Raw genomic sequence first — 21,308 nt, 5'->3', positions numbered from 1 at the left:
ATGCCCATCCGCCCGTCCCACCTCCTGAAACTGGGCCTACCGGCCGCGCTCGTCGCGTCCGGGCTGGTCGTGCTCAGTTCGTCGAGCGTCACCGCCGCCGAACCGACCGCGTTCATCCACCTGCCCGCGCCGGCCGCGCCCGCGAAGGGCACCGCGCCGGAGACCTTCGACCCACACACCGTGATGGTCAAGTTCTCCGCGAAGTCGAGCGCCGCTTCGCGGAGCACGGTGCTTGCCAAGCACAACAGTCGCCAGGCCGCCTCGCTGTCGACCGGTGATTTCGTCACCGTGTCCAGCAACGCGCCCGCCGCCGACCTGCTGAAGAAGCTGAAGGCCGAACCGAGCGTCGAGGCCGCGTCACTGGACTACACGCGTCATGTCGATGCCACGCCGAACGACCAGTTCTACCGCTCGGACCAGGGCTACCTCTCGACGATCCGGATGCCGCAGGCCTGGGACCTGAGCAAGTCCGCGGGGGCCCAGACGGTCGCGGTGCTGGACACCGGTGTCGACGCCGGCCACCCCGAGCTGGCCGGCCGAGTCTTGAGCGGCTACAACGCGTACACCAAGAACGCCTCGACCAACGACGACCACTACCACGGCACGATGGTCGCCGGCATCATCGCCGCGAGCACCAACGACTCGCGAGGTATCGCCGGGGTCGCGTGGAACGCGCGCATCCTGCCGGTCAAGGTGCTGCAGGCCAACGGCAGCGGCAGCGACTCGGCGATCGTCGACGGCATCAACTGGGCCGCGTCGCACGGCGCCCGGGTGATCAACATGTCGCTCGGCGGTCCCAGCTACAACGCCGTCATGCACAACGCGATCAAGGCGGCCGTTGCCAAGGGCATCGTCGTGGTCGTGTCGTCGGGCAACGAGTACTCGAACGTGCCGCACTACCCGGGTTCGTTGCCCGAGGTGATCTCGGTGGGGGCCACGGACTCGAACGGCGCCCTGGTGACGTTCAGCTCCTGGGGCGACAACGTTGATCTCGCTGCCCCGGGCTGGAAGATCATGTCGGCCTACCCGCGGCGGCTGACCGACCCGGGTTACCTGCCTTACGCCAACGCCAGTGGGACGTCGTTCTCGGCGCCGATCGTGGCGGGTGTGGCGGCAATGCTGCGGAACAAGTACCCGAGCTGGACCCCGGCGCAGATCGAGGCGCAGCTCAAGAACACCGCCCGCGACGCAGGTCCTCGCGGCCGTGACCCGTTCTACGGCGCGGGCATCCTCGACGCCGCGAACGCGCTCGGCGCGACCTGGGCCCCGGAGTTCTGGGCCGCCGGCCCGGACGGCAACGACGTACCGGTTCGCGCGACCGCGATGGCGCACGCGTCGATCACCGGCGCGATCGGCACCGAGGGCGAAGAGGACTGGTACTCCGCGCAGTCCGGTACCGCGCGCAACGTCCTGGTGACGTTGACTCCGCCGGAGTACCACGCCGACACCCAGACCCAGAACCTCGACCCGGTCCTGTCGATCTACAACGACCAGCTCCAGCTCATCGGCTTCAGCGATATCGGCGACAAGCAGGCCGAGTCCGTCCGGCTGACGCTGCCCGCGGGGCGTGCGTACTTCAAGGTGAGCAACTTCAACGGCTCGCGCGACAGCCGTCCGTACACGCTGTCCGTCGGTGCCAGCAGCACTGGCGGATCTCTGGTCGGCGAGCGGTACTGGGTCCGCGACACCTCCCCGGCCGACCTGGCCGGTGGCGTTTCGCAGACCGCCTCCCCCACGTTCACGTTCGAGCGTGAGCTCGCTCCGGCGAGCGTGACGTCGACGACGGTCCGCCTGCTGCACGGCAAGACCGGCGCCGTCGTCCCGAGCACCGCGTCGTACGACCCGGCGACCAAGAAGCTCACGATCGACCCGACCGCGACGCTGCAGGACAACACGCCGTACCGGGCGATCGTCGGCGGAGTGAAGGACATCAACGGCGCGACGATGCCGGGCTCGTACTTCGTCTTCTTCCGCACCGTCGACGTCGCGCCGGCGCCGATCACCAACTTCACCGTGACGGGGCAGTACGCCGCCGCGGGGATGAAGTGGACGCTGCCGGGCATCACCGACCTCGACCAGGTCGTCGTACGGCGTAACGCCGGCACCGTCGCTCCGGGGGCGCCGAACACCGGCACCTCGGCGTACATGGGTCCGGCCTCGAGCGCCACGGCGACCGGGCTGGCGAACGCGACGAGCTACGCGTTCCGCGCGTGGGTCAAGGACCGCAGCGGCAAGTGGAGCTCGTCGGTCGCGGCGAACCTCACCGGGACCTACACGACGATGACCGGCAACGCGACCGCGCTCGACTTCGGCGGCAAGGTCACGCTGAACGGCAGCGTCGTACGGGTCGACACCAAGGCGCCGCTGGCCGGCGTACTGGTCTCGCTGTACGGCCGGAACAAGAACAGCTCGACCTGGCGCGAGATCACCCGCGTCACGACGAGCGCGACCGGCACGTACTCCGTGACCTACCAGCCGACGTACTCCACGATCTTTGCCTGGGGCTACAACGGCTCGCCGGAGCTGCTCGGCTCCCGCACCGGCAACTGGACGACGGACATCCGTCCGACCCTGACCGCGAGCCTGTCCGCGACGTCGATCAAACTCGGCGCCTCGACCACGTTCTACGGTTACGTCCGCCCGCAGCACGCCGGTTCGGCGGTCTACCTCCAGCGCTCCACCGGCACCACCTGGACGACCATCACGTCGACCAAGCTGAACTCGACGGGCAACTACGGCTTCTCCATCAAGCCCACCGCCCGAGCCAGCTACACCTACCGAGTCGTCTTCCAGTCCGACGGCGACCACGCCACCGGAGTCAGCCCCAGCAAGAGCTTCACGGTCAGCTGACCTGATCCAGCCACAACGCGCCTCGTCCGGGAGCTCCCGGGCGGGGCGCGTTGCTGTTGTTCGTCAGGCCGTCGACTTCAGGATGCGGTCGAGGGTCCGGCGGCCCATGGTGCTCATCGTCGGGTTGCTTTCGACGTAGTACCAGACGACGCCCATCGCCTGTTGGAACGCCCAGGCCTTGCCGCGTTCCCACTCCAGGTCGTCACAGTCCAGCGTTTGGCGGAGGACTTCCCGCGGGCCGTGCTGCAGCAGGTGCCAGGCGCCGACGAGATCCAGGGCGGGGTCGGCCGGGCCGAAGCCGCCGGTGTCGAGTACGCCGCTGAGGCGGCCGTCGGTGACTAGGACGTTGCCGGGGATCATGTCGCCGTGGCTCATCACGTCGGCGCTCGTGCGTGGTAGCGCCCGGAGCTGGCTCCACAGCTGGCGCAGTCGGGGTACGTCGAGCAGCCCCTCACTCTCCTCGAAGCACTTGGCCATCCACTCGTCGTGGTCAGTGAGAACGCCGCCGCGACCTCCACCACTGAACTGCCGCCCTCGCGTGTCGGCGCCCCGGAGGGCTGCGATGAAGGCCGCGAGGTCTTCGGCGAATGCGTCGGAAGCGCTCGGGTCGGCCTCGAAGGCAATCGTTCCCGGCAGCCAGGTCTGGACCGACCATGGCATGGGGTAAACCGCTCCGGGCTTTCCTAAGGCGACGGGCTCCGGGACCGGGAACCGCGACACCTGCACCAGCTCTGCACTCGCCTGGGCTTCCTGTTCCAGAACCGCCAGCGCCTCAGCTGGATCGGTCAGACGCAGCGGGAAACGTGCGGAGAGCTCGTTCCCGATGCGGAAGATCGCGTTGACCGTCCCGGTCGACGGCAGGAGCCGGATCTGCTCGCCGCTCCACTGAGGGAACTGTTCGTGGATCAAGGTCGCGACGATGTCGGTCGTCACGTCCACTTGGTCGTCGTGCATGGTCATTCTCGCGGGGCCTTCCAGCAGTTCGATGTGGCCCATACCTACACGACCGTCATCACAACCGGCACTCCTTTTACGCTGTTGGGTGCTGGTTGGCCGGGGCTGGGCGGTAGCGGACGTTGATCTCGGCCGTGGGGTTGGTGCCGTTGACCAGTTGGAGGGTGACGGGCGAGCCGCCGGGGTTGTCGAACAGGCGAATCCCGTCGCCGAGCAGGACGGGCGCGATGTGCAGGTCGATCTCGTCGAGCAGGCCGAGTGCGAGGAGTTGGCGGCCGATCGAGGCCGAGAGAACCTCTACGTTCTTCCCGCCTGCGGCTTCGAGACTGAGCCGGACCGCCTCAGCCAGGTCGCAGTTGAGGAACGTCGTGTTGGGCGTGGGCGGGGCGTCTTCGGGATGGTGGGTGAGGATGAACACGGGGGCTTGCCAAGCGCCGTCGTAGGTGGAGTCGGCGTTGGGGAAAGCCTCGAAACCGTCCCGGCCGCCGAGGATGGCGCCGGTGGTGTCCATGTACTCCTGGGTGATGTCGGGACGCGGGTTGGTGATGCCGCCCATCCAGCCCATGCTGTGATTCGGGCCGGCGATGAATCCGTCGAGCGACATCGTGAAGTGCCAGAGCACCTTGCCGGTGGCGGTCTGCGGTTCGGTATCCGGAAGTGCGGTGGTCATCGGAGCCTCCTGCTGTTCTCGTTGTCTGTCCCTAGATCCTCGACGATCACCGGTCCGGTCTGAAGAACCAATCGGGAGGCCACGCAGCGGACCATTCGAAGCTTGGCTTCGACTGTTCGAATCGGTGCCGTGAACCGCGATCACGAGTCCGGTGTCACCAGGTCCGCAGGAACCTGAACCCCTGGGGGTCGGTCCCTTCGACGTAGGCCATCGCCTGGATCGACCTGTCAGCGGGCGTGCGCTGGACGAATTTGGTGAGTTCGGGGGCCTGGCCACCCAGCAGATCGTTGGCTGCGGAGAACTGCTGGATCGGGTCGTGGTCGATCAGTTCTCCGGCTCGATACAGGAGGGCTAGGGCGGGGAGTACTTCGCGGGGATCGGTGGTGAGATCCAGGGCGACTGCGGTGGCTATCACGCCGGCCTGGATTTCTTGGGGGGCTTCGTGGCGGACTGCGATGGAGGCGGCTCGTTCGGCGAACGTCGAGAGGACTCGGTCGGCGCCTGGTGGCATGAGGGTCTTCAGGTCGTCGTACGACAGGTTGGCGGCGGTGCTCAGCAGGAGGTCGCGGAGCTTGCCGTCGAGGTACGACGGGAGTGCCTCCCTGCCGTAACCGGGCTTTGCTGACGACAGCAGGCACTCGAAGCGTCGGTCAGTGCCCATCTGAGTCAGGTCCTGTCCGCACGGCGGGAGCGTGGTGCGTCGCGTTCCAGCGGGCGTCGGCTTCTGCGGCGCGGTCTCCTAGTGAGGTCGGGTCGCCGAAGTCGCGGGTGTCCTCGCAGACGTGGAAGGAGCCGGCCAGCACGAAGGAACGCGCGGGAGCTCCTGCGGATGTCAGCCCGTAAAGCTGGTACCCGTCCGGAACTCCGTCCGAAAGCTCCGGTGCATCGATCGACTTGGCATCGGGGAGCAACGAGATCGTCAGGTTCTCGAATGCGTGAGGAAGGCGGATCAGGTGGACCACGCGGAACATGAAATCGACCCGCGTGTTCAGGTCGGCGGTCTGGTTCGCGCGGAGGAGCAGGACGCTGTGTGAGATCTCGTAGGACCAGAGCTGTACACGGCGATCGAGGGTGAAGGGAAAGTCCAGGTGAGGCATGGCACCTTCCGCGGGTTGGCTGCGGAGCTGGCGGGAAAAGCATAGAGGGGCGGACGGGCGCAGGTCCGCTGAAGCGTTACGGGTCGTAGTGCTGGACGGCACCGGGGTTTGTCAGGTCTACGAGGGTGTGGGCTACCTCGTTGGCTTTTGTGAGGATTTCGGTGAGGTCTGCTGTGGTTAGGGTTCGGTTTTTTACTACCAGGTGGCCGTCTACTAGTACGTGGACTACGTCTGTGGGGCGGATTGAGTAGACGAGGGCGGCTAGGGGGTTGTGGAGGGGTTGGTTGTGGGGGGACGAGAGGTCGACCAGGGTGATGTCGGCTTGGCTGCCTGGGTTCAGGGTGCCGGTGTTGTGGGTTGAGGCTTTGGCGCCGTTGTGGGTGGCTAGGCGGAGGGCGTCATCGACGGGCAGCCATTCGGCGTTGTTTTGTTGGTGTTTTTCGGTGAGGGCTGTCAGGCGGAGGGACTCCCAGACGTCGAGGGTGTTGTGGACTGCGGCGCCGTCGGTGCCGATGGCTACTGGGATACCGATGGAGTGGAGTTGCTTGATGGGGGTGGTGTTGCCCATGGCTAGTTTTAGGTAGACCTTGGGGCAGGTGGCGACCGTGGTGCGGTCGGCGTACTCGTGGAGGAGAGGCAGGTCTTCTTCGAGGAGGCCGCAGGCGTGGGCTAGGAGGGAGCCGGACTCGAGGATGCCGGTGCGGTGGAGGATTTGGATGGGGGTGGCGCCGTGTTGGGTTTGGGACGAGGTGGTTTGGTCCATCGTCTCGGCGGCGTGGAGGTGGATTCGGAAGTTCTCGGACCGGGCTACTTCTGCGGTGCGCGCCAGGTCTTCTTCGGAGACTGTGTAGGGGGCGTGGGGGCCCAGGCTGGCGGTGATGCGGTTGTTGCCTAGGGCACGGATTTGGCGGGCGGTGTCGAAGGCGGCTTCGCGGGACTCGGGGCCGGTGGAGGTGAAGAAGGTGGGGGCCAGGTCGGCTCGGATGCCTAGCTCGACGGCGGCTTGGGCTATTTTGTCGGCGTGGAAGTAGTGGTCTACGAAGGTGGTGACGCCGGCCAGGAGCATTTCGGCGCAGGCCAGGCGGGCTCCCGCTCTCACGCGGTCTGGGGTGAGGTTCATTTCCATGGGCCAGATCTTCTGGTTGAACCAGTTGTCGATGGAGAGGTCCTCGGCGGCGCCTCGCATCATGACCATGGGGCTGTGGGTGTGGGCGTTGGTGAGGCCGGGGACCGCTAGGAGGCCGGTGGCGTCGAGGATTTCGAGGTCATCGGCTGGGGCCTGCGGGGCCGTCGGGTTGATCGACGTGATCTGGCCGTTGGTGATCAGGATGTCCTGGGCGGTGTCGACTCGGCACTCCCCTGTGTCGGGGACTACGAGGACCGAGCAGTTCTGGATCAGCAAGGGTGACATGGGGGCTCCGATGCGGTCCGCGGCTTCCGGGTTGGCAGTCTTTCGTAGGTGAGGGCCAGGGCGGGAGACGCCTCATTCGCCTCATGGGCACCACTGGTTTCAGGTGGGCGTGGGCGTCCGTGAGAGGGGTCGCGGTCAGGGGAACATATGTTCGAATCTCGGGTACAGTGGCGGTATGGGTGCTGACCTTCAAGCGTCCTTGCTGGATGCGTTCGCTGATCCGGAGCTGGGGTCGCTGGACGCGCTGCAGCGGACGGAGCTGAGCCACGGGGCATGGATCGACGTGCTGCCGGGGTGGTTGTCGGGAGCCGATCAGGTGTACGAGCGGCTGGCGGTCGATGTTCCTTGGCGGGACGAGCGGCGGCAGATGTACGACCGGGTGGTCGAGGTGCCGCGGCTTCTGTGCTTCTACGGGGAGAGTGCCGCGTTGCCGTTGCCGATCCTGGATGAGGCTCGGGAGATGCTGAGCGAGCACTATGCGGACGAGCTGGGTGAGCCGTTCCGGACGGCTGGATTGTGCTACTACCGCGACGGGCGGGACAGCGTTGCCTGGCACGGGGACAAGCTCGGGCGTGGGGAACGCGAGGACACGATGGTCGCGATCCTGTCGGTGGGTGAGCCCCGGGTGCTCGCGCTGCGGCCGCGGCCGGGGTCCGTCAGTGGGCCGGTTGGGTCGACGCTCCGGTATCCGTTGGGGCACGGGGATCTGATCGTGATGGGTGGGTCCTGCCAGCGGACCTGGGAGCATGCGATCCCCAAGGCGTCCGGGCGGATCGGGCCGCGGATCAGCGTGCAGTTCAGGCCGCGCGGGGTGCGGTGAAGACGGCATAGGGCGCTCCTGGTCAGGCTGCGGTGGGTAGGTCGGCTGCGCACGTGGTGAGGTCGGCGGGGAAGACGGTGTCTCGGGAGGCTATGTAGAAGGCGAGTAGGCGGACTCCTAGGGAGCGGCAGGCTCGGGCGGCGCCTTCGGCCCATTCGCGGTCGGAGGTGGTGGTGACCGAGGGGCCTCGGCGGCCGAGGGTGAGGATTAGGGCGCCGCCGGGATACACCTGTAGCGGTCGGATTACGGGGCGCAGGGCGGCGGCTCGTCTGGTGGAGCGAGAGGCACTGGTCGTGGCTGGGGGCCGGTGCGGCGCTGAGCGCGCGGGTGAGTTCGTCGGCGGCGGGTCCGGGATGAGGTCCTGGAGGTCGATGGCGATGGCTCCTTTGAAGTGGTCTTTTTCGTCGCAGATGATGAGGGTGAGGGCGCCTCGGCTGCGGTCGCCGGCGGTGGAGTAGAGGTCGGCGACGTTGGTCGCCAGGGGCTGGTTGGTGAGGGGGCTGTCGCGCCAGTTCGGGGGGAGGTCGAAGAAGGTCATGCCTAGAAGATGCCGTCGTTGGGACCTGGTTCGGCGGTTGTCCACAGGGGAAAATTGGCCCAAGTAGGGCGCGTCAAAGTGGACCTGACTGTTGGGCCGGTGCGCCTTAGGGTCGATGTATGACGACCTCGAAGCGGCTTGCGGCGGCGCAGTTGGCGAACTCGGTGGGCGATGGAGCTTTCATCGTCACGTCGGCGTTGTTCTTCACCCGGGTGGTGGGACTGTCGACCGCTCAGGTCGGTCTCGGGTTGACCATCGCCTGGCTGGTCGGGTTCCTGACCGGCGTTCCGCTCGGGCATCTCGCCGACCGGCGGGGACCGCGGGCGGTGGCGATTCTGCTGGCGCTGTCCACGGCGCTCTCGGTGGGATCGTTCCTGGTGGTTCGGAGCTTTCCGCTCTTCATCATCGCCGCGATCGCCTATGCGAGCAGCCAGACCGGACTGACCGCGGCGCGACAGGCGCTGCTGGCCGGCCTGGTCTCCCCCGCGGAACGGACGAGGATCCGCGCCACGCTGCAGGCGACGGCGAACGGTGGGCTCGCGGTCGGAGCGACGCTCGGAGGTGTCGCGCTGAAGTTCGACACCACCGCGGCGTACCTGACGGTGTTCGCGATCGATGCGGTGAGCTTTCTGGTGGCGGCCGCGCTGATCCACCGGGTGCCGCCGGTCGCCGCGGTGAAGGTCCACGCCAAGGGCGAGCCGCGGCTCGCGGTGCTGCGGGATCGTCCGTACGCCGTACTGGCGCTGCTCAACGCGGTGATGCTGATGTTCATGCCGCTGCTCAGCCTGGTGGCGCCGCTGTGGATCGTCGAGCGCACCAACGCTCCCGGCTGGGTCGTCGCGTCGTTGCTGGTGATCAACACACTCGGCGTCACCGCGTTCCAGGTCCGGATCGCTCGCAGTGTCACGAACCTGAAGACGGCGACGCGGTCGGTACGAGTTGCAGGAGTCGCGATGCTCGCGGCCTGCGCGGTGTTCGCCCTCTCCGCGATCGGCGCTCCCCCGGCCGCGACCGCCGTCGTACTGGCTGCGGCTGCCGCGCTCCTGACCTTCGGCGAGATGAAACTCGCCTCCGGCGCTTGGGAGATCAGCTTCGGTCTTGCGCCGGCCGACCAGCAGGGTCAGTACCAGGGCTTCTTCGGGACCGGCCCCGCGGTCGCTCGCATGCTGGGTCCGGTGCTGCTCACGACGCTGGTGCTCGGCTGGGGTCCGATCGGGTGGATGGTGGTCGGTGCACTGTTCCTGGGGACCAGTTGTGCAACTGGTCCCGCCGTACGATGGGCTGCACGGACTCGGCCCGCCAGCAAGGCGGTCCGGCCTTCTTCCGTAGAGGAGTACGCCGCCTGATGGACATCCCCGGACTGGTCGAGATCACTACCTACGAAGAGCTTCGCGAGGTCGTCCCGGAGCCTCTGGCAAGCGTCTCCGGCAAGGTGCGCAAGGAGCTGCACGACCTCGACAAGGAGTGGCTCGCCGCATCGCCGTTCTGCCTGATCGCGACCTCCGCGGCCGACGGCAGCTGCGACGTCTCCCCCAAGGGCGACCCGGCCGGCTTCCCGCTGATCCTCGACGACAGCACGATCGCCATCCCCGAGCGGGCCGGCAACCGGCGGATCGACGGGTTCATCAACATCGTCAGCAACCCGAACGTCGGGCTGATCTTCCTGATCCCGGGCCGCGGCGAGACGCTGCGGATCAACGGCCGGGCGCGGATCGTCCGCGAGGCGCCGTTCTTCGACGACATGGTGGTCAAGGGCAACCGCCCGCAGCTGGCGCTGCTGGTCGACATCGAGGAGATCTTCCACCACTGCTCGAAGGCGTTCCTGCGGTCGAAGATCTGGAAGCCGGAGACCTGGGAGCCGGACGCCGTGCCGAGCCGCGCGCAGATCGCCAAGGCGCTGGACCGGCCGGAAGACGATCTCGCCGAGCTGGAGCAGTACTACGGACCGAAGTACGAGGCGGGCATCTACAACGTCAAGTACTGACGTACTCCGGGTGAAGCAGGCGCGAGTACTCCGTGGCGACGACGACAGCGGGTCACCAAGGCCTCTAGTGTTCTGAGGGTGAGCACCACTACGTTCTGGCCCGAGGTGAGACGGATCGCCCTGCCGGCGGTCGTTTCGGTCGTGGCCGTGGTCGGGTCGATGGGCTCGAGCAACAACCAGCCGGACCGGCGCCACGCCGACTGGCTGCTGGTCGTGCTCGTCCTGATCGGATCGGTGTCGCTCTACTGGCTCAAGACCCACCCTGTGCCGGTTCTGTGGGCGACCGCCGCCTCGACGCTGGTGTACATGCTGCGCGAGTACGGGTACGGCCCGGTGATCTTCGCCTTCGTGATCGCGGTGTTCGCGGCGATCCGGGCCGGGCATCGAAGCGCCGGCTGGACGGCGATCGCGGCGCTCTACACCGGGCATGTGCTCGGCCGGTTCGTGCTCGGCATCAACGATCAGAACGTCTACCAGATCCTCCTGGTCGGCACGTGCTTCCTGGTACTCGGGTTCCTCGCGGAGCTGTTCCGAGCGCATCGGGACCGCGTGGCAGCAGCCAACAAGACTCGTGAGGAAGCCGAGCTACGCCGGGCCGGCGAGGAGCGGCTGCGGATCGCTCAGGAGCTGCACGACGTCGTCGCGCACCACATCTCGCTGATCAACGTGCAGGCCTCCACGGCCTTGCACCTGGTCGATCGGAAGCCGGAGCAGGCCGGGCCGGCACTGTCGGCGATCAAGGACGCGAGCAAGGAAGCGCTGGTCGAGCTCCGGTCGATCGTCGGCATCCTGCGGCAGACCGACGAGTCGGCGCCTCGACAGCCGGTGGCCGGGCTCGAGCGGCTCGACCACTTGATCAGCGGTACGTCGCGCGCCGGGCTGGAGGTGCACACGATCGTGCACGGCGACCCGCGGCCGTTGCCGACCGGGCTGGACCGGGCCGCGTTCCGGATCATCCAGGAGTCGCTGACGAACGTCGTACGGCATGCGAAGGCGACCGCGGCGACCGTGCGCATCCAGTACGGCGAGGAGTCGCTCGTGCTGCAGGTGGACGACGACGGGGAGTCGCTGACCGGGCCGCCGCACGAGGGCAACGGGATCAGCGGGATGCGGGAACGTGCGACGGCTCTCGGCGGCACCCTGACTGCCAGCCGTACGCCGACAGGTGGGCTACGCGTTGTCGCCCACCTGCCGCTGGAGGCTCGTCCGTCAGGGCAAGCGGACGTGTGAGGGGTTCAGGTCCTCCACACTCCGTACGCCGAGCAGAGCCATCGTCCGCTTCACCTCTGTGGTGAGGATCTGCGCGGCGCGCTCGACACCGCGCTGCCCGCCGGCCATCAGCCCGTACAGGTACGCACGGCCGACCAGGCAGGCGTCGGCGCCCAGAGCGAGCGCGGCGACGATGTCCGCGCCACTCATGATGCCCGTGTCGAGGTAGACCTCGGCGTCAGTGCCGACGGCCTTGCGGACGTCTGGCAGGATGCGCAGCGGCGTGGGAGCACGGTCCAGCTGGCGGCCGCCGTGGTTGGACAGTACGACGGCGTCAGCACCCGCATCGACCACGCGGCGTGCGTCCTCGACGGTCTGGATGCCCTTGATGATCAGCGGGCCGTCCCAGATCGAGCGGATCCAGGCGAGGTCGTCGAGCGTCATGGTCGGGTCGAACAGCTGGTCCAGCAGCTCGGCGACCGTGCCACCCCAGCTGGACAGTGAGGCGAACGTCAGCGGTCGGGTGGTGAGCAGGTTGACCCACCACGCCGGGTGCATGGACGCGTCGAGCACGGTCTTGGCCGTGAGCGACGGCGGGATGGTGAAGCCGTTGCGGACGTCGCGGAGCCGCGCACCGGCGACCGGTACGTCGACGGTCAGCATCAGTGCCTCGTACCCGGCGGCGGCCGAGCGCTTGACCAGGTCCTCCCCCGCTTCGCGGTCGCGCCACACGTACAGCTGGAACCACTTGCGTGCGTCCGGGCCGGCCGCTGCGACGTCCTCGATCGAGGTGGTGCCCATGGTGGACAGCGCGTACGGGATGCCGACCTGCTGGGCGACCTTGACGACAGCGCTCTCGCCCTCGTGGTTCATCATCCGGGTGAAGCCGGTCGGCGCGAACGCGAACGGCAGCTCGGAACGCCGGCCGAGGATGTCGGTGCTCAGGTCGATGTCGGAGACGTCGCGCAGGATCGACGGCTGCAGCTCCATCTCGGAGAACAGCTGCCGGGCACGCTGCAGGCTGATCTCCGACTCGGCCGCGCCGTCGGTGTAGTCGAACACCGAGCGCGGCGTACGGCGCTTGGCGATCCGGCGCAGGTCGGCGATCGTGAGGGCCTTCTCCAGGCGGCGCTCGGTCGGGTTCGTGGTGATCGGCTTGGCGCGCAGCAGAGGCTTCAGCTCGGACCAGCGGGGGATCTGGCGGTCGGTCATCGGGGCTTCCTCGTGGGTCGCGCGAGTGTGGTCGGACCACAGCATAGCCTGTGGTCCGACCACACAGGTAGGCTCGCGGCTGTGAAGAACTACGAGCTGGTGCTGCAGCAGGTCGAGGCAGACCTTGCGGCTGGGCGGTTGCGGCTGGGCGGGCGGTTGCCTGGAGAGCGGGCGCTGGCTGAGCAGTTGGGGATCAGCCGGCCGTCGGTGCGGGAGGCTGTGCGGGTGCTGGAGGCACTGGGGGTGGTGCGGACGGCTACTGGGTCTGGGCCGGAGGCGGGGGCGGTGATCGTTGCTGAGCCGTCGGCGCCGTTGACGGCGTTGCTGCGGTTGCATCTGGCGACCAGTCATCTGCCGATGGAGGACATCGTGCAGACGCGGGTGCTGCTGGAGTCGTGGTCGGCGCGGGAGGCGGCTGGGCGGTTTGTAGCTTCGGCGCGAGAGCCGGTCGGGCTGGCTGGCGTGGAGAGCGCCGGACTACTTGCTGACGCGGGGGATGCCGTACGGCGTGGTGGGGCTGAGGCCGGGGCCGGGGCCGGGGCTGAGGCCGGGGCCGGGGCTGAGGGCGGGGCCGGGGCTGAGGCCGGGGCTGAGGCGTTGGTCGGGCAGTTGGCGGTTGCTGACGAGTTGCTCGAGCGGATGGATGCTGATGGGTTGTCGCCCGAGGAGTTTCATCTGCTCGATGCCGAGTTCCATGTGGCGTTGGCGGGGCTGGCGGGGAATGTGTTGATTGCGGCAGTGATGGGGTCGTTGCGGTCGGCGATTCATGGGTACGTGCTGGCCGCCGTACCGAATCTGCCGGACTGGGACGCTACGGCGGTCGCGCTCAGGGCCGAGCATCACGGGATCGTGGCGGCGATTCGGGACGGGCGGGGTGAGGATGCGGCGCGGCTGGTGACCGAGCACATCGAGGGGTTCTACCGCGCTGCTCGGTTGTCGTCGCCTACCTGGTAGCTGCACCGGCGATGAACGGGATGGGAATCAGCCCGGGCATCGTGTAGTGGTCCAGCTCGGTCGTGGTGAAGCCGGCTGCCTCGATGGCGGCGGCGATGTCGCGGGCCGGGTTGCAGCCGCGGTCGAAGCGTCGGGTGAACGGCGCGGCCAGCTTCTGCAGGCGGTACGTCCACGTGCCGCGTGCTGCGGCGACGTGCTCGACGAAGACGAAACGGCCGCCCGGGCGAAGGACGCGACGCAGCTCCGCGAGCGCGGCCGGGAGATCAGCGACGGAGCACAGTACGACGGTCGACAGCACGCCGTCGACGCTTGCCTCGGGCAACGGGATCTGCTCGGCGCCGGCGGCCAGGACGCGCCGTCCGGCCGCCGTACGGGTGAGTTGAGCACGGGCGCGGCGATTGGGCTCCAGGCCGATCCACTCGACGTGGTCGGGCAGGTCGGCGAAGTTGGCGCCGCTGCCGGCGCCGATCTCGAGGACCGTGCCGGACAGCGAACGGATCAGGTCTCGCTTCGCTGTCCGGTAGTCGCTCCAGTTCCTCATCTCGGTCGTCATGTTAGTTGCAGCGGTCGCAGGGAGACAGAGCTGTGCGGTGCAGGCCTACGATGACCACGGCACCGACGATCAGGTGCAGGGACGCCAGGCCGAGCTTGGCGCCGAGGCCGATCCCGCCGACGAGCGGGCTGCCGAGCGACATGATGCAGGCGCAGGCTGCGACGATCGTCCAGACCTTGCGGGCATTGACGGTACGGCGTTCGAGCAGCGCGAGCAGCCCCCAGCCGGCGAAGGCCATCGCGGTCGCCGCGACGAAGACCGAGACGCCGGTGACGTCGATCGTGGAGGTGCCCTGCTCGGCCTTCAGGTCGATTCCGGCGAGCGGACCGAGCACGGCCCAGGCGACGAGGGCCGCCGCCGAGGTCGCGCCGACGACCGCCAGGCGGCTCTTGCCAGGGACCCGGGTGACGGGCTTGTTCGCGGTGATGGTCATCTTGGTGCCTTCCGGTGGGCTGGTCGATGTGAGACACAGCGTCGCGGGAGAGCGCGTTCTTGGGCATCGGCCGCGGGGCTGCGGCAGCCCGCCCGGAAGTCGGTCCGGCATCGACTTTGGTCGGTGGTCCGGACGCTCGGGCGCGCTCTAGTCTCAGGGTCATGGACACGACGTGCGACACCGATCGTGGCGGTGCGCACCGGCCGCCGCGGCTGATCGAGAACGTGATCGGGGTCGGCTCCGTCGCGGTGCTCACCGCGGCGACGATCTTCGGACGCCAGACCGGCCAGGACGGGAACGGCTGGCTGATCTTCGACGTCGTGGTCGGACTCGTTGCCGTCGGCCTCGTTCTGCCGCTCGGGCCGCGGCCGGTGCAGTCGGCGCTGGCGCTGGCGGTGCTCGCCACCCTCTCCCCCGCCGCCACGCCGCCGTCGACGGTCGGGACGCTGACGGTGGCACAGCGTCGGCCGTTCAAGACCGCCGCGCTGGTGGCACTCGCGGGAGCGGCCGGGCATCTGATCCAGTTCCTCTGGCGGCCCATCGAGGGGCTGAACCTGTTCTGGTACGTCGTCGTGGACATCGCCGTTCATGCCGCGCTGCTGGCGTGGGGTCAGTGGGCGCAGGCCCGGCGCGCGTTGCTCGTCTCCCTGCGAGAACGCGCTGTCCGCGCTGAGAACGAGCAGGGCCGACGCGTGGCCGAGGCGCGCACGCTGGAGCGGACGAAGATGGCGCGCGAGATGCACGACGTACTGGCGCACCGGCTCTCGTTGCTGGCGACGTACGCCGGAGCGCTCGAGTACCGGCCGGACTCGTCGCCGGAGAAGCTCGCGCAGGCCGCCGGCGTGATCCGGACCGGCGTACATCAGGCGCTCGACGAGCTGCGCGAGGTCATCAGCGTGCTGCGGGACGGCGAGATCGACGAGCTGCCGGGCGGGCGGCCGCAGCCGACGTTCGGGGATCTGGACGCGTTGGTGCAGGAGTCGAGAGACGCGGGGAGCGCGATCTCGTACGACGCCGAGGTGAGCGCGGCGGAGTCGTTGCCGCCGGCCACCGGGCGCACGGCGTACCGGGTGGTGCAGGAGGGGCTGACCAACGCGCGCAAGCACGCGGCTGGGCGGCCGGTGAAGGTCACCGTGCGAGGGCGGCCGGGTGACGGGCTGGTGATCGAGCTGACGAATCCCGGCGGGAACGGCGTACCGGCGGCTCCTGGGAGTGGGACCGGGCTGGTCGGGCTGACCGAGCGGGTGAATCTGGCGGGCGGGACGCTGGATCACGGGAAGGCGGCAGGCCAGTTCCGCCTGCATGCTGCGTTGCCGTGGCCGGAGTGACTACGGTGACGCCTATGGGTAAGAGTGCGGCGATTCGGGTGCTGGTGGTGGACGACGACGCGCTCGTCCGGGCCAGTTTGGAGATGATGCTCGACGGGGCGAACGGGATCGCCGTGGTCGCGCAGGCGGCCGACGGGGACGAGGTGCCGGCGGCGATCGACGCGCACTTCCCCGACCTGGTGCTGATGGATCTGCGGATGCCGCGGGTCGACGGGATCGTCGCGACGCGGCGGGCGCGGGCGCGGAAGAACCCGCCGGAGGTGATCGTGCTGACGACCTTCGACACCGACGAGAACGTGCTGCACGCGCTGCGGGCGGGGGCCAGTGGGTTCCTGTTGAAGGACACGCCGCCGGCACAGATCGTCGACGCCGTACGGCGGGTTGCTGCTGGGGATCCGATCCTGTCGCCGGCGATCACGCGGCGGTTGATGGACCAGGCGGCGACGCAGGCGGACGCGCACACGGAGGCGCAGGGAGCGCTCTCCCGGTTGAGTCCGCGCGAGTACGACGTGATGCTGGCGGTCGCGCAGGGCAAGGCGAACGCGGAGATCGCGGCCGAGTTGTTCATGAGCCTCGCCACGGTGAAGGCGCACATCTCGCACATCCTGACCAAGCTGGAACTGGGCAACCGGACCCAGATTGCTTTGCTGGCTCATGATGCAGGCCTTGCCTGACCGGGCGATGGCTTAGCGTGGGCGCATGATTCGGGTGTTGCTGGCGGACGACCAGGCGTTGGTGCGGGCGGGGTTCCGGTCGTTGCTGAACGCCGAGGACGACATCACCGTGATCGGTGAGGTCGCGGACGGCGCCGAGGCGGTCGCGGTGGCGCGGGCGGAGAAGCCTGACGTCGTGCTGATGGACATCCGGATGCCGGGGACCGACGGGCTGGAGGCGACGCGGCAGATCGGCGCCGACGAAGCGCTCTCCGACGTGCACGTGGTGATCCTGACGACGTTCGACCTGGACGAGTACGTGTTCGAGGCGTTGCGGGTCGGGGCCAGCGGGTTCCTGGTAAAGGACACCGAGCCGGTGGAGCTGTTGCAGGCCGTACGAGTGGTGGCCCGCGGAGACGCGTTGTTGTCGCCGGGCGTGACGCGGCGGCTGGTGGCCGAGTTCGCGACGCGGAGCCGGCAGCCGCACGCGAGCAAGGAGCTCGACGTCCTGACCGAGCGGGAGAAGGAGATCGTCGCGCTGGTCGGCGAGGGCCTGTCGAACGACGAGATCGCGGCCCGGCTGGTGCTGAGCCCGGCGACGGCCAAGACGCATGTCAGCCGCGCGATGGTGAAGCTCGGCGTGCGCGACCGGGCGCAGCTGGTTGTGCTGGCCTACCAAACCGGGCTGGTGCGGCCGGGCTGGTTGGGGTGAGTTGAGCCGGGGCGCTACTCCCCTGGCGGTAGTGGCGATGCCTCCCGCAGGGCGACGCGGCGGGTGGCTCGCAGGCGGCACTGTCTTCCTATGGAAACGACAGCTGCCCCGATGGTTCAGGTGCACGGCCTGACCAAGCGCTACGGCGACACCCTCGCGGTCGACGGTGTCGATCTGGAGGTCCGGCCGGGTGAGGTCTACGGGTTCCTCGGGCCCAACGGCGCCGGGAAGACGACGACCCTGCGGATCCTGACGGGGCTGATCGCTCCGACCAGCGGAAGCGTCGAGGTGCTCGGCGGTGCGCCGGGACAGGCGAAGGTGCTGGCACGAACGGGGTCGATGATCGAGTCGCCCGCGTTCTACCCGTACCTGTCGGGGCTCGACAACCTCCGGCTGCTCGCCGAGTACGCCGAGATGCCGCGCGCCCGGGTCCGCGAGGTGCTCGAGCTGGTGGATCTGGCCGACCGCGCGAAGGACCGCTTCTCGACGTACTCGCTGGGCATGAAGCAGCGGCTCGGCGTCGCGGCGGCGTTGCTCAAGGATCCCGAGCTGGTGATCCTCGACGAGCCGACGAACGGGCTGGATCCGGCCGGGATGCGGGACATGCGCCGGCTGATCCGCGAGCTCGGCTCGGACGGGCGGACCGTGGTGCTGTCGAGTCATCTGCTCGGCGAGGTCCAGCAGGTCTGCGACCGGGTCGGGATCATCAACGCGGGCCGGATGGTTGCCGAGCACGACGTCGAAGAGCTGCGCGGCCAGCAGGAACTGGTGATCCGCGCGAGACCGCTGGAGAGCGCTCACTCGGTGCTCCGGGAGGTTCTCGGCGCCGATGCCGTGCACCTGTACGACGACACGCTGCGCGCCAAGGTCTCGCCCGATCGCGCGGCCGAGCTGAACCGCTTGCTGGTTCAGGCGGACATCGCGGTGTCGGAACTGCGCAGTACGGAGAGAGCGCTCGAGGACGTGTTCTTCGAGCTGACCACGGAGGAGAAGACCCATGCTGGGTAGCTATCGCGCGGAGCTGATCAAGCTGCGGAAGCGGTCGGCTGTCTGGGTGCTGTTCGGGGCCGGGCTCGTGCTGAGCCTGATCTTCGGCTACGTGCTCCCGTACGTCGGCTATCTCACCGGCGACGACAACCCGCAGACCGACGGGATCCCGCGGGCCGAGGTGCTGCGCGGGTTGCTGCCGGAACGCGTGCTGGACAACACGATCGGCGGGTTCCCGGTGTTCGCGGGAGCGCTCGCTCTCGTGCTCGGGGCGATCGTGGTCGGCGGGGAGTACACGTGGGGCACGCTGAAGACCGTGCTGACCCAGCGGCCGGGGCGGATCTCGGTGCTGGGTGGGCAGTTCCTCGGGTTGTTCACGATGGTCGCGGTGTGGGTGCTCGGGATCTTCGTGGCGTGCTCGCTGTGCAGCGTCGGGATCGCGGCGGCCGAGGGTGGATCGATGGCCTGGCCGAGTGTGCTGGAGATCGTCGAGGGGTTGGCCGGTGGGTGGTTGGTGCTGACGATGTGGTGTCTCGCGGGCGCCGTCCTGGCTGTTGCCTTCCGCAACGTTGCGTTGCCGATCGGGCTCGGGGTGGTGTGGATCCTGGGGATCGAGACGCTGCTGGCCGGTGTGGTGAGCAGCCTCCTGCCGGATCTCGAGGTGCTGTCGGATGCGTTGCCTGGGGCGAATGCCGGGGCGCTGGTCTTCAGCGTGACGGGGATGATGGCGACTGACGCGCCGCCCGGCGTACGGGATGCTGTCGGTGGTGGGCGCGCGCTGGCGACGTTGGCGGCGTACAGCATCGTGTTTGTGGGACTGGCGATGTTCACGACCCGGCGGCGTGATGTCGTGTAGGCGTGAGGACAGCTTTGGTGGTGCACGCCCATCCGGACGACGAGGTGTTCGCGACGGGAGCGGCGACGATCGCGCTCTCCGACGCGGGCTGGCGGGTTGTGCTGCGCGTCGCTACGGGTGGGGAGGCTTCGGAGGATCCGGCGCTGGGTGAGGCGGAGGCTCGGCGGGTTCGGAGCGAGAAGCTGAGTCGGTCGTGCGAGTTGCTGGGGATCGCCGAGTGGGGATGGCTTGGTGAGTGGGTGGATCGCGGGGGCTCTGGGCCGGGGACCGTTGCTGACGAGGAGAGCGCTGTCTTGGTTGGCGCCGTACGGCGGGCGCTGGGTGAGGTGCGGCCGGAGTTGGTGCTGACCGTTGGGAGCGACGGGCTGACCGGGCATCCGGATCATGTGGCGATCGGGGCGGCTGTGCGGGCGGCGGCTGACAACGTGCTGGGAGCTCGGTTGAGGGCGGCCGATGTGGTCGCCGCTCGGGAGCGTCTGGTGGGGCTCGTTGGCGGCGAGCGGCAGGTGGGATCGGGGCGGGTACTTGGAGTTGGGGACGAGGTCGTGCTGGAAGAAGTCCCCGGCGAGGGTCGGCGGGCCGGCGGCGAGGTCGTGTTGGAGGAGGTCCCCAGCGAGGGTCGGCGGGCCGGTGGCGAGGCGGAGGAGCGTCGGCGGCGGGCGTTGGACGTGTATCGGGCCGGGCTGGGGACGTTGCCGCTCGAGCAAGTGCTGGGAGGACGGCTCGGGGATTCGGTGCTGCTCCGAGCCGTCCTCGATGTCGCTGGGTGGGACCGCGACCTGTTCGAGCGGAGTTAGAGCCGGCGCCCCGCGTGGGCCAGAGCCAGCTCGCAGAACATCGCGTTCGCCCACGAGAACCACTCGCGGGTGTACTGGTTCGGGTCGTCGACGTGGAAGCCCTCGTGCATCTGGCCGGTGCCGCCGGTGGTGTCGCGCAGGGTCTCGAGGATCTGCGCGCGCTCCTCGGCCGACGTCGCGGTGATGCCTTGGACAGCCAGCGCGATGTGCCAGATGTAGTTCGGCGGAGTGTGCGGGCTGCCGATCCCCGACGCGTGCGTTCCGCTGTAGTAGAACGGGTTGTCCGGGCTCAGCAGCAGCTTGCGCGTTGCCAGGTACGTCGGGTCGTCGATCGCGGCGTACCCGCTCAGCGGCGCGGACAGCAGGCTCGGCATGTTCGCGTCGTCCATCAACAGCCGCTCCCCCGCGCCGTCCACCTCGTACGCGTAGACCCGCCCGTACGTCGGGTGGTCGACCGTGCCGTGCTGGGCGATGCCCTCGTCGATGCCGACCCGCAGCTCCTTGGCACGGGCGCCGAGCGCCGGGTCGCCGAGCACCTCGGTCGCGATCGCCTCGACGTACCCGAGCACGACCGACGCGAACATGTTGCCGGGCACGTTGAACCCGTGCTCGGTCGCGTCGTCGCTCGGCCGGAAAGCGCTCCACGTCATGCCGGTCGGCTGCGTCCACCGGCCCCGGCCCTCGCGGACCAGCGTGTCGGTGACCGGCTCACCGTGCCGCTCGAACCGGTACGGCGAGTTCGCCTCGTGGTCGAGCTCGACGGTCCACAGGTCCAGCGTCGCGATCGCCGCGGTCCGGAACCGCTCGTCGATCACGTCGTCGCGACCGGTGATCCGCCACAGCTTGTACGCCAGGTCGAGCGGGAAGCACAGCGAGTCGATCTCGTACTTGCGCTCCCACACCCACGGCGACATCTCGGTCAGGTCGGTGGTGTGTCCGGCGCCGTTGGCCTCCCGGTTGAAGGCGTTCGCGTACGGGTCGAGCGCGATGTACTCCAGCTGGCGGTGCAGTACGCCGATCAGCACGTCCTGCAGGCCGGGGTCGTCGGCGCACAGCACCAGGTACGGGCGCAGCTGGGCCGCCGAGTCGCGCAGCCACATCGCCGGGATGTCACCGGTCAGCACGAACGTCGTACCGTCGGCCAGCCGTTCGGCCACGGCCGGCAGGTTCTGCGCCATCGACTGCTGGAACATCGTCGCGATCACCGGGTCGCCGGTGGCCTGGCGGACCTCCTCGGTGGCGCGGGCCAGCACGTCGGGGTCGATCATCAACACTTCACCTTTCAGCGGG

22 protein-coding genes are annotated in these 21,308 nt (G+C 68.7%); 12 read left to right on the top strand and 10 right to left on the bottom strand.

The features are described from left to right. A complete protein-coding gene (locus ACYVIO_RS39450; protein ID WP_460656122.1) occupies positions 1-2,850 on the top strand; it encodes a S8 family serine peptidase in 2,850 nt (949 codons plus the stop codon). 63 nt (positions 2,851-2,913) lie between these two features. Here the strand turns inward: ACYVIO_RS39450 and ACYVIO_RS39445 are convergent, their stop codons facing one another. The 5 genes from ACYVIO_RS39445 to ACYVIO_RS39425 all read right to left on the bottom strand — a co-directional run bounded on the left by ACYVIO_RS39445 (position 2,914) and on the right by ACYVIO_RS39425 (position 6,982). Continuing rightward, entirely contained in the window at positions 2,914-3,804 is an 891-nt protein-coding gene (locus ACYVIO_RS39445; protein ID WP_460656121.1) for an aminoglycoside phosphotransferase family protein, read from the bottom strand. Between the two features lie 76 nt (positions 3,805-3,880). Next, on the bottom strand, positions 3,881-4,474 hold the full coding sequence (locus ACYVIO_RS39440; RefSeq protein WP_460656120.1) for a dihydrofolate reductase family protein: 594 nt from the start codon (positions 4,472-4,474) through the stop codon (positions 3,881-3,883). 154 nt (positions 4,475-4,628) lie between these two features. Further along, a complete protein-coding gene (locus tag ACYVIO_RS39435) occupies positions 4,629-5,135 on the bottom strand; it encodes a hypothetical protein (RefSeq protein WP_460656119.1) in 507 nt (168 codons plus the stop codon). After that, positions 5,125-5,571, bottom strand: a complete 447-nt coding sequence (locus ACYVIO_RS39430) for a hypothetical protein (protein ID WP_460656118.1) — start codon at positions 5,569-5,571, stop codon at positions 5,125-5,127. The genes ACYVIO_RS39435 and ACYVIO_RS39430 overlap by 11 nt, the downstream gene beginning before the upstream one ends. 76 nt (positions 5,572-5,647) lie before the next feature. After that, positions 5,648-6,982, bottom strand: coding sequence for an amidohydrolase (locus ACYVIO_RS39425; protein WP_460656117.1), 1,335 nt, complete (start codon positions 6,980-6,982; stop codon positions 5,648-5,650). Positions 6,983-7,157: 175 nt separating this feature from the next. On the opposite strand from ACYVIO_RS39425, the gene ACYVIO_RS39420 reads away from it, so the two are divergent. Beyond that, on the top strand, positions 7,158-7,802 hold the full coding sequence (locus ACYVIO_RS39420) for an alpha-ketoglutarate-dependent dioxygenase AlkB (RefSeq protein ID WP_460656116.1): 645 nt from the start codon (positions 7,158-7,160) through the stop codon (positions 7,800-7,802). 22 nt (positions 7,803-7,824) lie between these two features. On the opposite strand, the gene ACYVIO_RS39415 is transcribed toward ACYVIO_RS39420, so the two are convergent. Next, complete coding sequence (locus tag ACYVIO_RS39415; protein WP_460656115.1) at positions 7,825-8,340, bottom strand: hypothetical protein; 516 nt, start codon at positions 8,338-8,340, stop codon at positions 7,825-7,827. Between the two features lie 119 nt (positions 8,341-8,459). On the opposite strand from ACYVIO_RS39415, the gene ACYVIO_RS39410 reads away from it, so the two are divergent. The 3 genes from ACYVIO_RS39410 to ACYVIO_RS39400 all read left to right on the top strand — a co-directional run bounded on the left by ACYVIO_RS39410 (position 8,460) and on the right by ACYVIO_RS39400 (position 11,554). Then, on the top strand, positions 8,460-9,686 hold the full coding sequence (locus tag ACYVIO_RS39410) for an MFS transporter (protein WP_460656114.1): 1,227 nt from the start codon (positions 8,460-8,462) through the stop codon (positions 9,684-9,686). Next, the gene (locus ACYVIO_RS39405) at positions 9,686-10,324 is read left to right on the top strand and encodes a pyridoxamine 5'-phosphate oxidase family protein (protein WP_460656113.1); all 639 of its coding nucleotides are present in this window, start codon (positions 9,686-9,688) and stop codon (positions 10,322-10,324) included. Before ACYVIO_RS39410 ends, ACYVIO_RS39405 begins: the two co-directional genes overlap by 1 nt. A 78-nt stretch (positions 10,325-10,402) precedes the next feature. Next, positions 10,403-11,554 carry a sensor histidine kinase gene (locus ACYVIO_RS39400; RefSeq protein WP_460656112.1) on the top strand — a complete coding sequence of 384 codons (1,152 nt, stop codon included), beginning with the start codon at positions 10,403-10,405 and terminating at the stop codon, positions 11,552-11,554. Here ACYVIO_RS39400 and ACYVIO_RS39395 read toward each other — a convergent pair. After that, positions 11,534-12,745, bottom strand: coding sequence for an alpha-hydroxy acid oxidase (locus tag ACYVIO_RS39395; RefSeq protein WP_460656111.1), 1,212 nt, complete (start codon positions 12,743-12,745; stop codon positions 11,534-11,536). The two genes, ACYVIO_RS39400 and ACYVIO_RS39395, sit on opposite strands and share 21 nt — an antisense overlap. Positions 12,746-12,826: 81 nt before the next feature. Between ACYVIO_RS39395 and ACYVIO_RS39390 the strand changes: the two genes are divergently transcribed. Next, positions 12,827-13,699, top strand: a complete 873-nt coding sequence (locus tag ACYVIO_RS39390; RefSeq protein ID WP_460656110.1) for a FadR/GntR family transcriptional regulator — start codon at positions 12,827-12,829, stop codon at positions 13,697-13,699. Here the strand turns inward: ACYVIO_RS39390 and ACYVIO_RS39385 are convergent. Together ACYVIO_RS39385 and ACYVIO_RS39380 are read right to left on the bottom strand one after the other, a co-directional pair. Beyond that, positions 13,689-14,240, bottom strand: a complete 552-nt coding sequence (locus tag ACYVIO_RS39385) for a class I SAM-dependent methyltransferase (RefSeq protein ID WP_460656109.1) — start codon at positions 14,238-14,240, stop codon at positions 13,689-13,691. The two genes, ACYVIO_RS39390 and ACYVIO_RS39385, sit on opposite strands and share 11 nt — an antisense overlap. A 13-nt stretch (positions 14,241-14,253) precedes the next feature. Continuing rightward, a complete protein-coding gene (locus ACYVIO_RS39380; RefSeq protein WP_460656108.1) occupies positions 14,254-14,685 on the bottom strand; it encodes a DUF6069 family protein in 432 nt (143 codons plus the stop codon). A 161-nt stretch (positions 14,686-14,846) separates the two neighbouring features. Here ACYVIO_RS39380 and ACYVIO_RS39375 point away from each other — a divergent pair, with 161 nt between their 5' ends. The 6 genes from ACYVIO_RS39375 (at position 14,847) to ACYVIO_RS39350 (ending at position 20,018) form a co-directional block, all read left to right on the top strand. Beyond that, positions 14,847-16,013: a sensor histidine kinase gene (locus ACYVIO_RS39375; RefSeq protein WP_460656107.1), complete on the top strand. Its 1,167-nt coding sequence runs from the start codon at positions 14,847-14,849 to the stop codon at positions 16,011-16,013. A 14-nt stretch (positions 16,014-16,027) separates the two neighbouring features. Further along, positions 16,028-16,687 (top strand): response regulator, encoded by a 660-nt coding sequence (locus tag ACYVIO_RS39370; RefSeq protein WP_460656106.1) that lies wholly within the window; start codon positions 16,028-16,030, stop codon positions 16,685-16,687. Between the two features lie 25 nt (positions 16,688-16,712). Next, on the top strand, positions 16,713-17,378 hold the full coding sequence (locus tag ACYVIO_RS39365) for a response regulator (protein WP_460656105.1): 666 nt from the start codon (positions 16,713-16,715) through the stop codon (positions 17,376-17,378). A 90-nt stretch (positions 17,379-17,468) separates the two neighbouring features. Next, positions 17,469-18,386, top strand: coding sequence for an ABC transporter ATP-binding protein (locus ACYVIO_RS39360; protein ID WP_460656104.1), 918 nt, complete (start codon positions 17,469-17,471; stop codon positions 18,384-18,386). Continuing rightward, a complete protein-coding gene (locus ACYVIO_RS39355; RefSeq protein WP_460656103.1) occupies positions 18,376-19,221 on the top strand; it encodes an ABC transporter permease subunit in 846 nt (281 codons plus the stop codon). Before ACYVIO_RS39360 ends, ACYVIO_RS39355 begins: the two co-directional genes overlap by 11 nt. A gap of 2 nt (positions 19,222-19,223) precedes the next feature. Further along, on the top strand, positions 19,224-20,018 hold the full coding sequence (locus tag ACYVIO_RS39350) for a PIG-L deacetylase family protein (protein WP_460656102.1): 795 nt from the start codon (positions 19,224-19,226) through the stop codon (positions 20,016-20,018). On the opposite strand, the gene ACYVIO_RS39345 is transcribed toward ACYVIO_RS39350, so the two are convergent. Next, complete coding sequence (locus tag ACYVIO_RS39345) at positions 20,015-21,286, bottom strand: glycoside hydrolase family 125 protein (protein ID WP_460656101.1); 1,272 nt, start codon at positions 21,284-21,286, stop codon at positions 20,015-20,017. The genes ACYVIO_RS39350 and ACYVIO_RS39345 overlap by 4 nt on opposite strands. Positions 21,287-21,308 lie beyond the last annotated feature (22 nt).

It is taken from the genome of Kribbella endophytica (assembly GCF_054781295.1).
This window is presented reverse-complemented; position numbering and strand designations above follow the sequence as displayed.

What these genes read in the sequence shown, in the direction of transcription:
- ACYVIO_RS39450 (WP_460656122.1), top strand. Translation starts at nt 1, where the DNA reads ATGCCCATCCGCCCGTCCCACCTCCTGAAACTGGGCCTACCGGCCGCG.
- ACYVIO_RS39445 (WP_460656121.1), bottom strand. Translation starts at nt 3,804, where the DNA reads ATGCACGACGACCAAGTGGACGTGACGACCGACATCGTCGCGACCTTG.
- ACYVIO_RS39440 (WP_460656120.1), bottom strand. Translation starts at nt 4,474, where the DNA reads ATGACCACCGCACTTCCGGATACCGAACCGCAGACCGCCACCGGCAAG.
- ACYVIO_RS39435 (WP_460656119.1), bottom strand. Translation starts at nt 5,135, where the DNA reads ATGGGCACTGACCGACGCTTCGAGTGCCTGCTGTCGTCAGCAAAGCCC.
- ACYVIO_RS39430 (WP_460656118.1), bottom strand. Translation starts at nt 5,571, where the DNA reads ATGCCTCACCTGGACTTTCCCTTCACCCTCGATCGCCGTGTACAGCTC.
- ACYVIO_RS39425 (WP_460656117.1), bottom strand. Translation starts at nt 6,982, where the DNA reads ATGTCACCCTTGCTGATCCAGAACTGCTCGGTCCTCGTAGTCCCCGAC.
- ACYVIO_RS39420 (WP_460656116.1), top strand. Translation starts at nt 7,158, where the DNA reads ATGGGTGCTGACCTTCAAGCGTCCTTGCTGGATGCGTTCGCTGATCCG.
- ACYVIO_RS39415 (WP_460656115.1), bottom strand. Translation starts at nt 8,340, where the DNA reads ATGACCTTCTTCGACCTCCCCCCGAACTGGCGCGACAGCCCCCTCACC.
- ACYVIO_RS39410 (WP_460656114.1), top strand. Translation starts at nt 8,460, where the DNA reads ATGACGACCTCGAAGCGGCTTGCGGCGGCGCAGTTGGCGAACTCGGTG.
- ACYVIO_RS39405 (WP_460656113.1), top strand. Translation starts at nt 9,686, where the DNA reads ATGGACATCCCCGGACTGGTCGAGATCACTACCTACGAAGAGCTTCGC.
- ACYVIO_RS39395 (WP_460656111.1), bottom strand. Translation starts at nt 12,745, where the DNA reads ATGACCGACCGCCAGATCCCCCGCTGGTCCGAGCTGAAGCCTCTGCTG.
- ACYVIO_RS39385 (WP_460656109.1), bottom strand. Translation starts at nt 14,240, where the DNA reads ATGAGGAACTGGAGCGACTACCGGACAGCGAAGCGAGACCTGATCCGT.
- ACYVIO_RS39380 (WP_460656108.1), bottom strand. Translation starts at nt 14,685, where the DNA reads ATGACCATCACCGCGAACAAGCCCGTCACCCGGGTCCCTGGCAAGAGC.
- ACYVIO_RS39375 (WP_460656107.1), top strand. Translation starts at nt 14,847, where the DNA reads ATGGACACGACGTGCGACACCGATCGTGGCGGTGCGCACCGGCCGCCG.
- ACYVIO_RS39370 (WP_460656106.1), top strand. Translation starts at nt 16,028, where the DNA reads ATGGGTAAGAGTGCGGCGATTCGGGTGCTGGTGGTGGACGACGACGCG.
- ACYVIO_RS39365 (WP_460656105.1), top strand. Translation starts at nt 16,713, where the DNA reads ATGATTCGGGTGTTGCTGGCGGACGACCAGGCGTTGGTGCGGGCGGGG.
- ACYVIO_RS39360 (WP_460656104.1), top strand. Translation starts at nt 17,469, where the DNA reads ATGGAAACGACAGCTGCCCCGATGGTTCAGGTGCACGGCCTGACCAAG.
- ACYVIO_RS39355 (WP_460656103.1), top strand. Translation starts at nt 18,376, where the DNA reads ATGCTGGGTAGCTATCGCGCGGAGCTGATCAAGCTGCGGAAGCGGTCG.
- ACYVIO_RS39345 (WP_460656101.1), bottom strand. Translation starts at nt 21,286, where the DNA reads ATGATCGACCCCGACGTGCTGGCCCGCGCCACCGAGGAGGTCCGCCAG.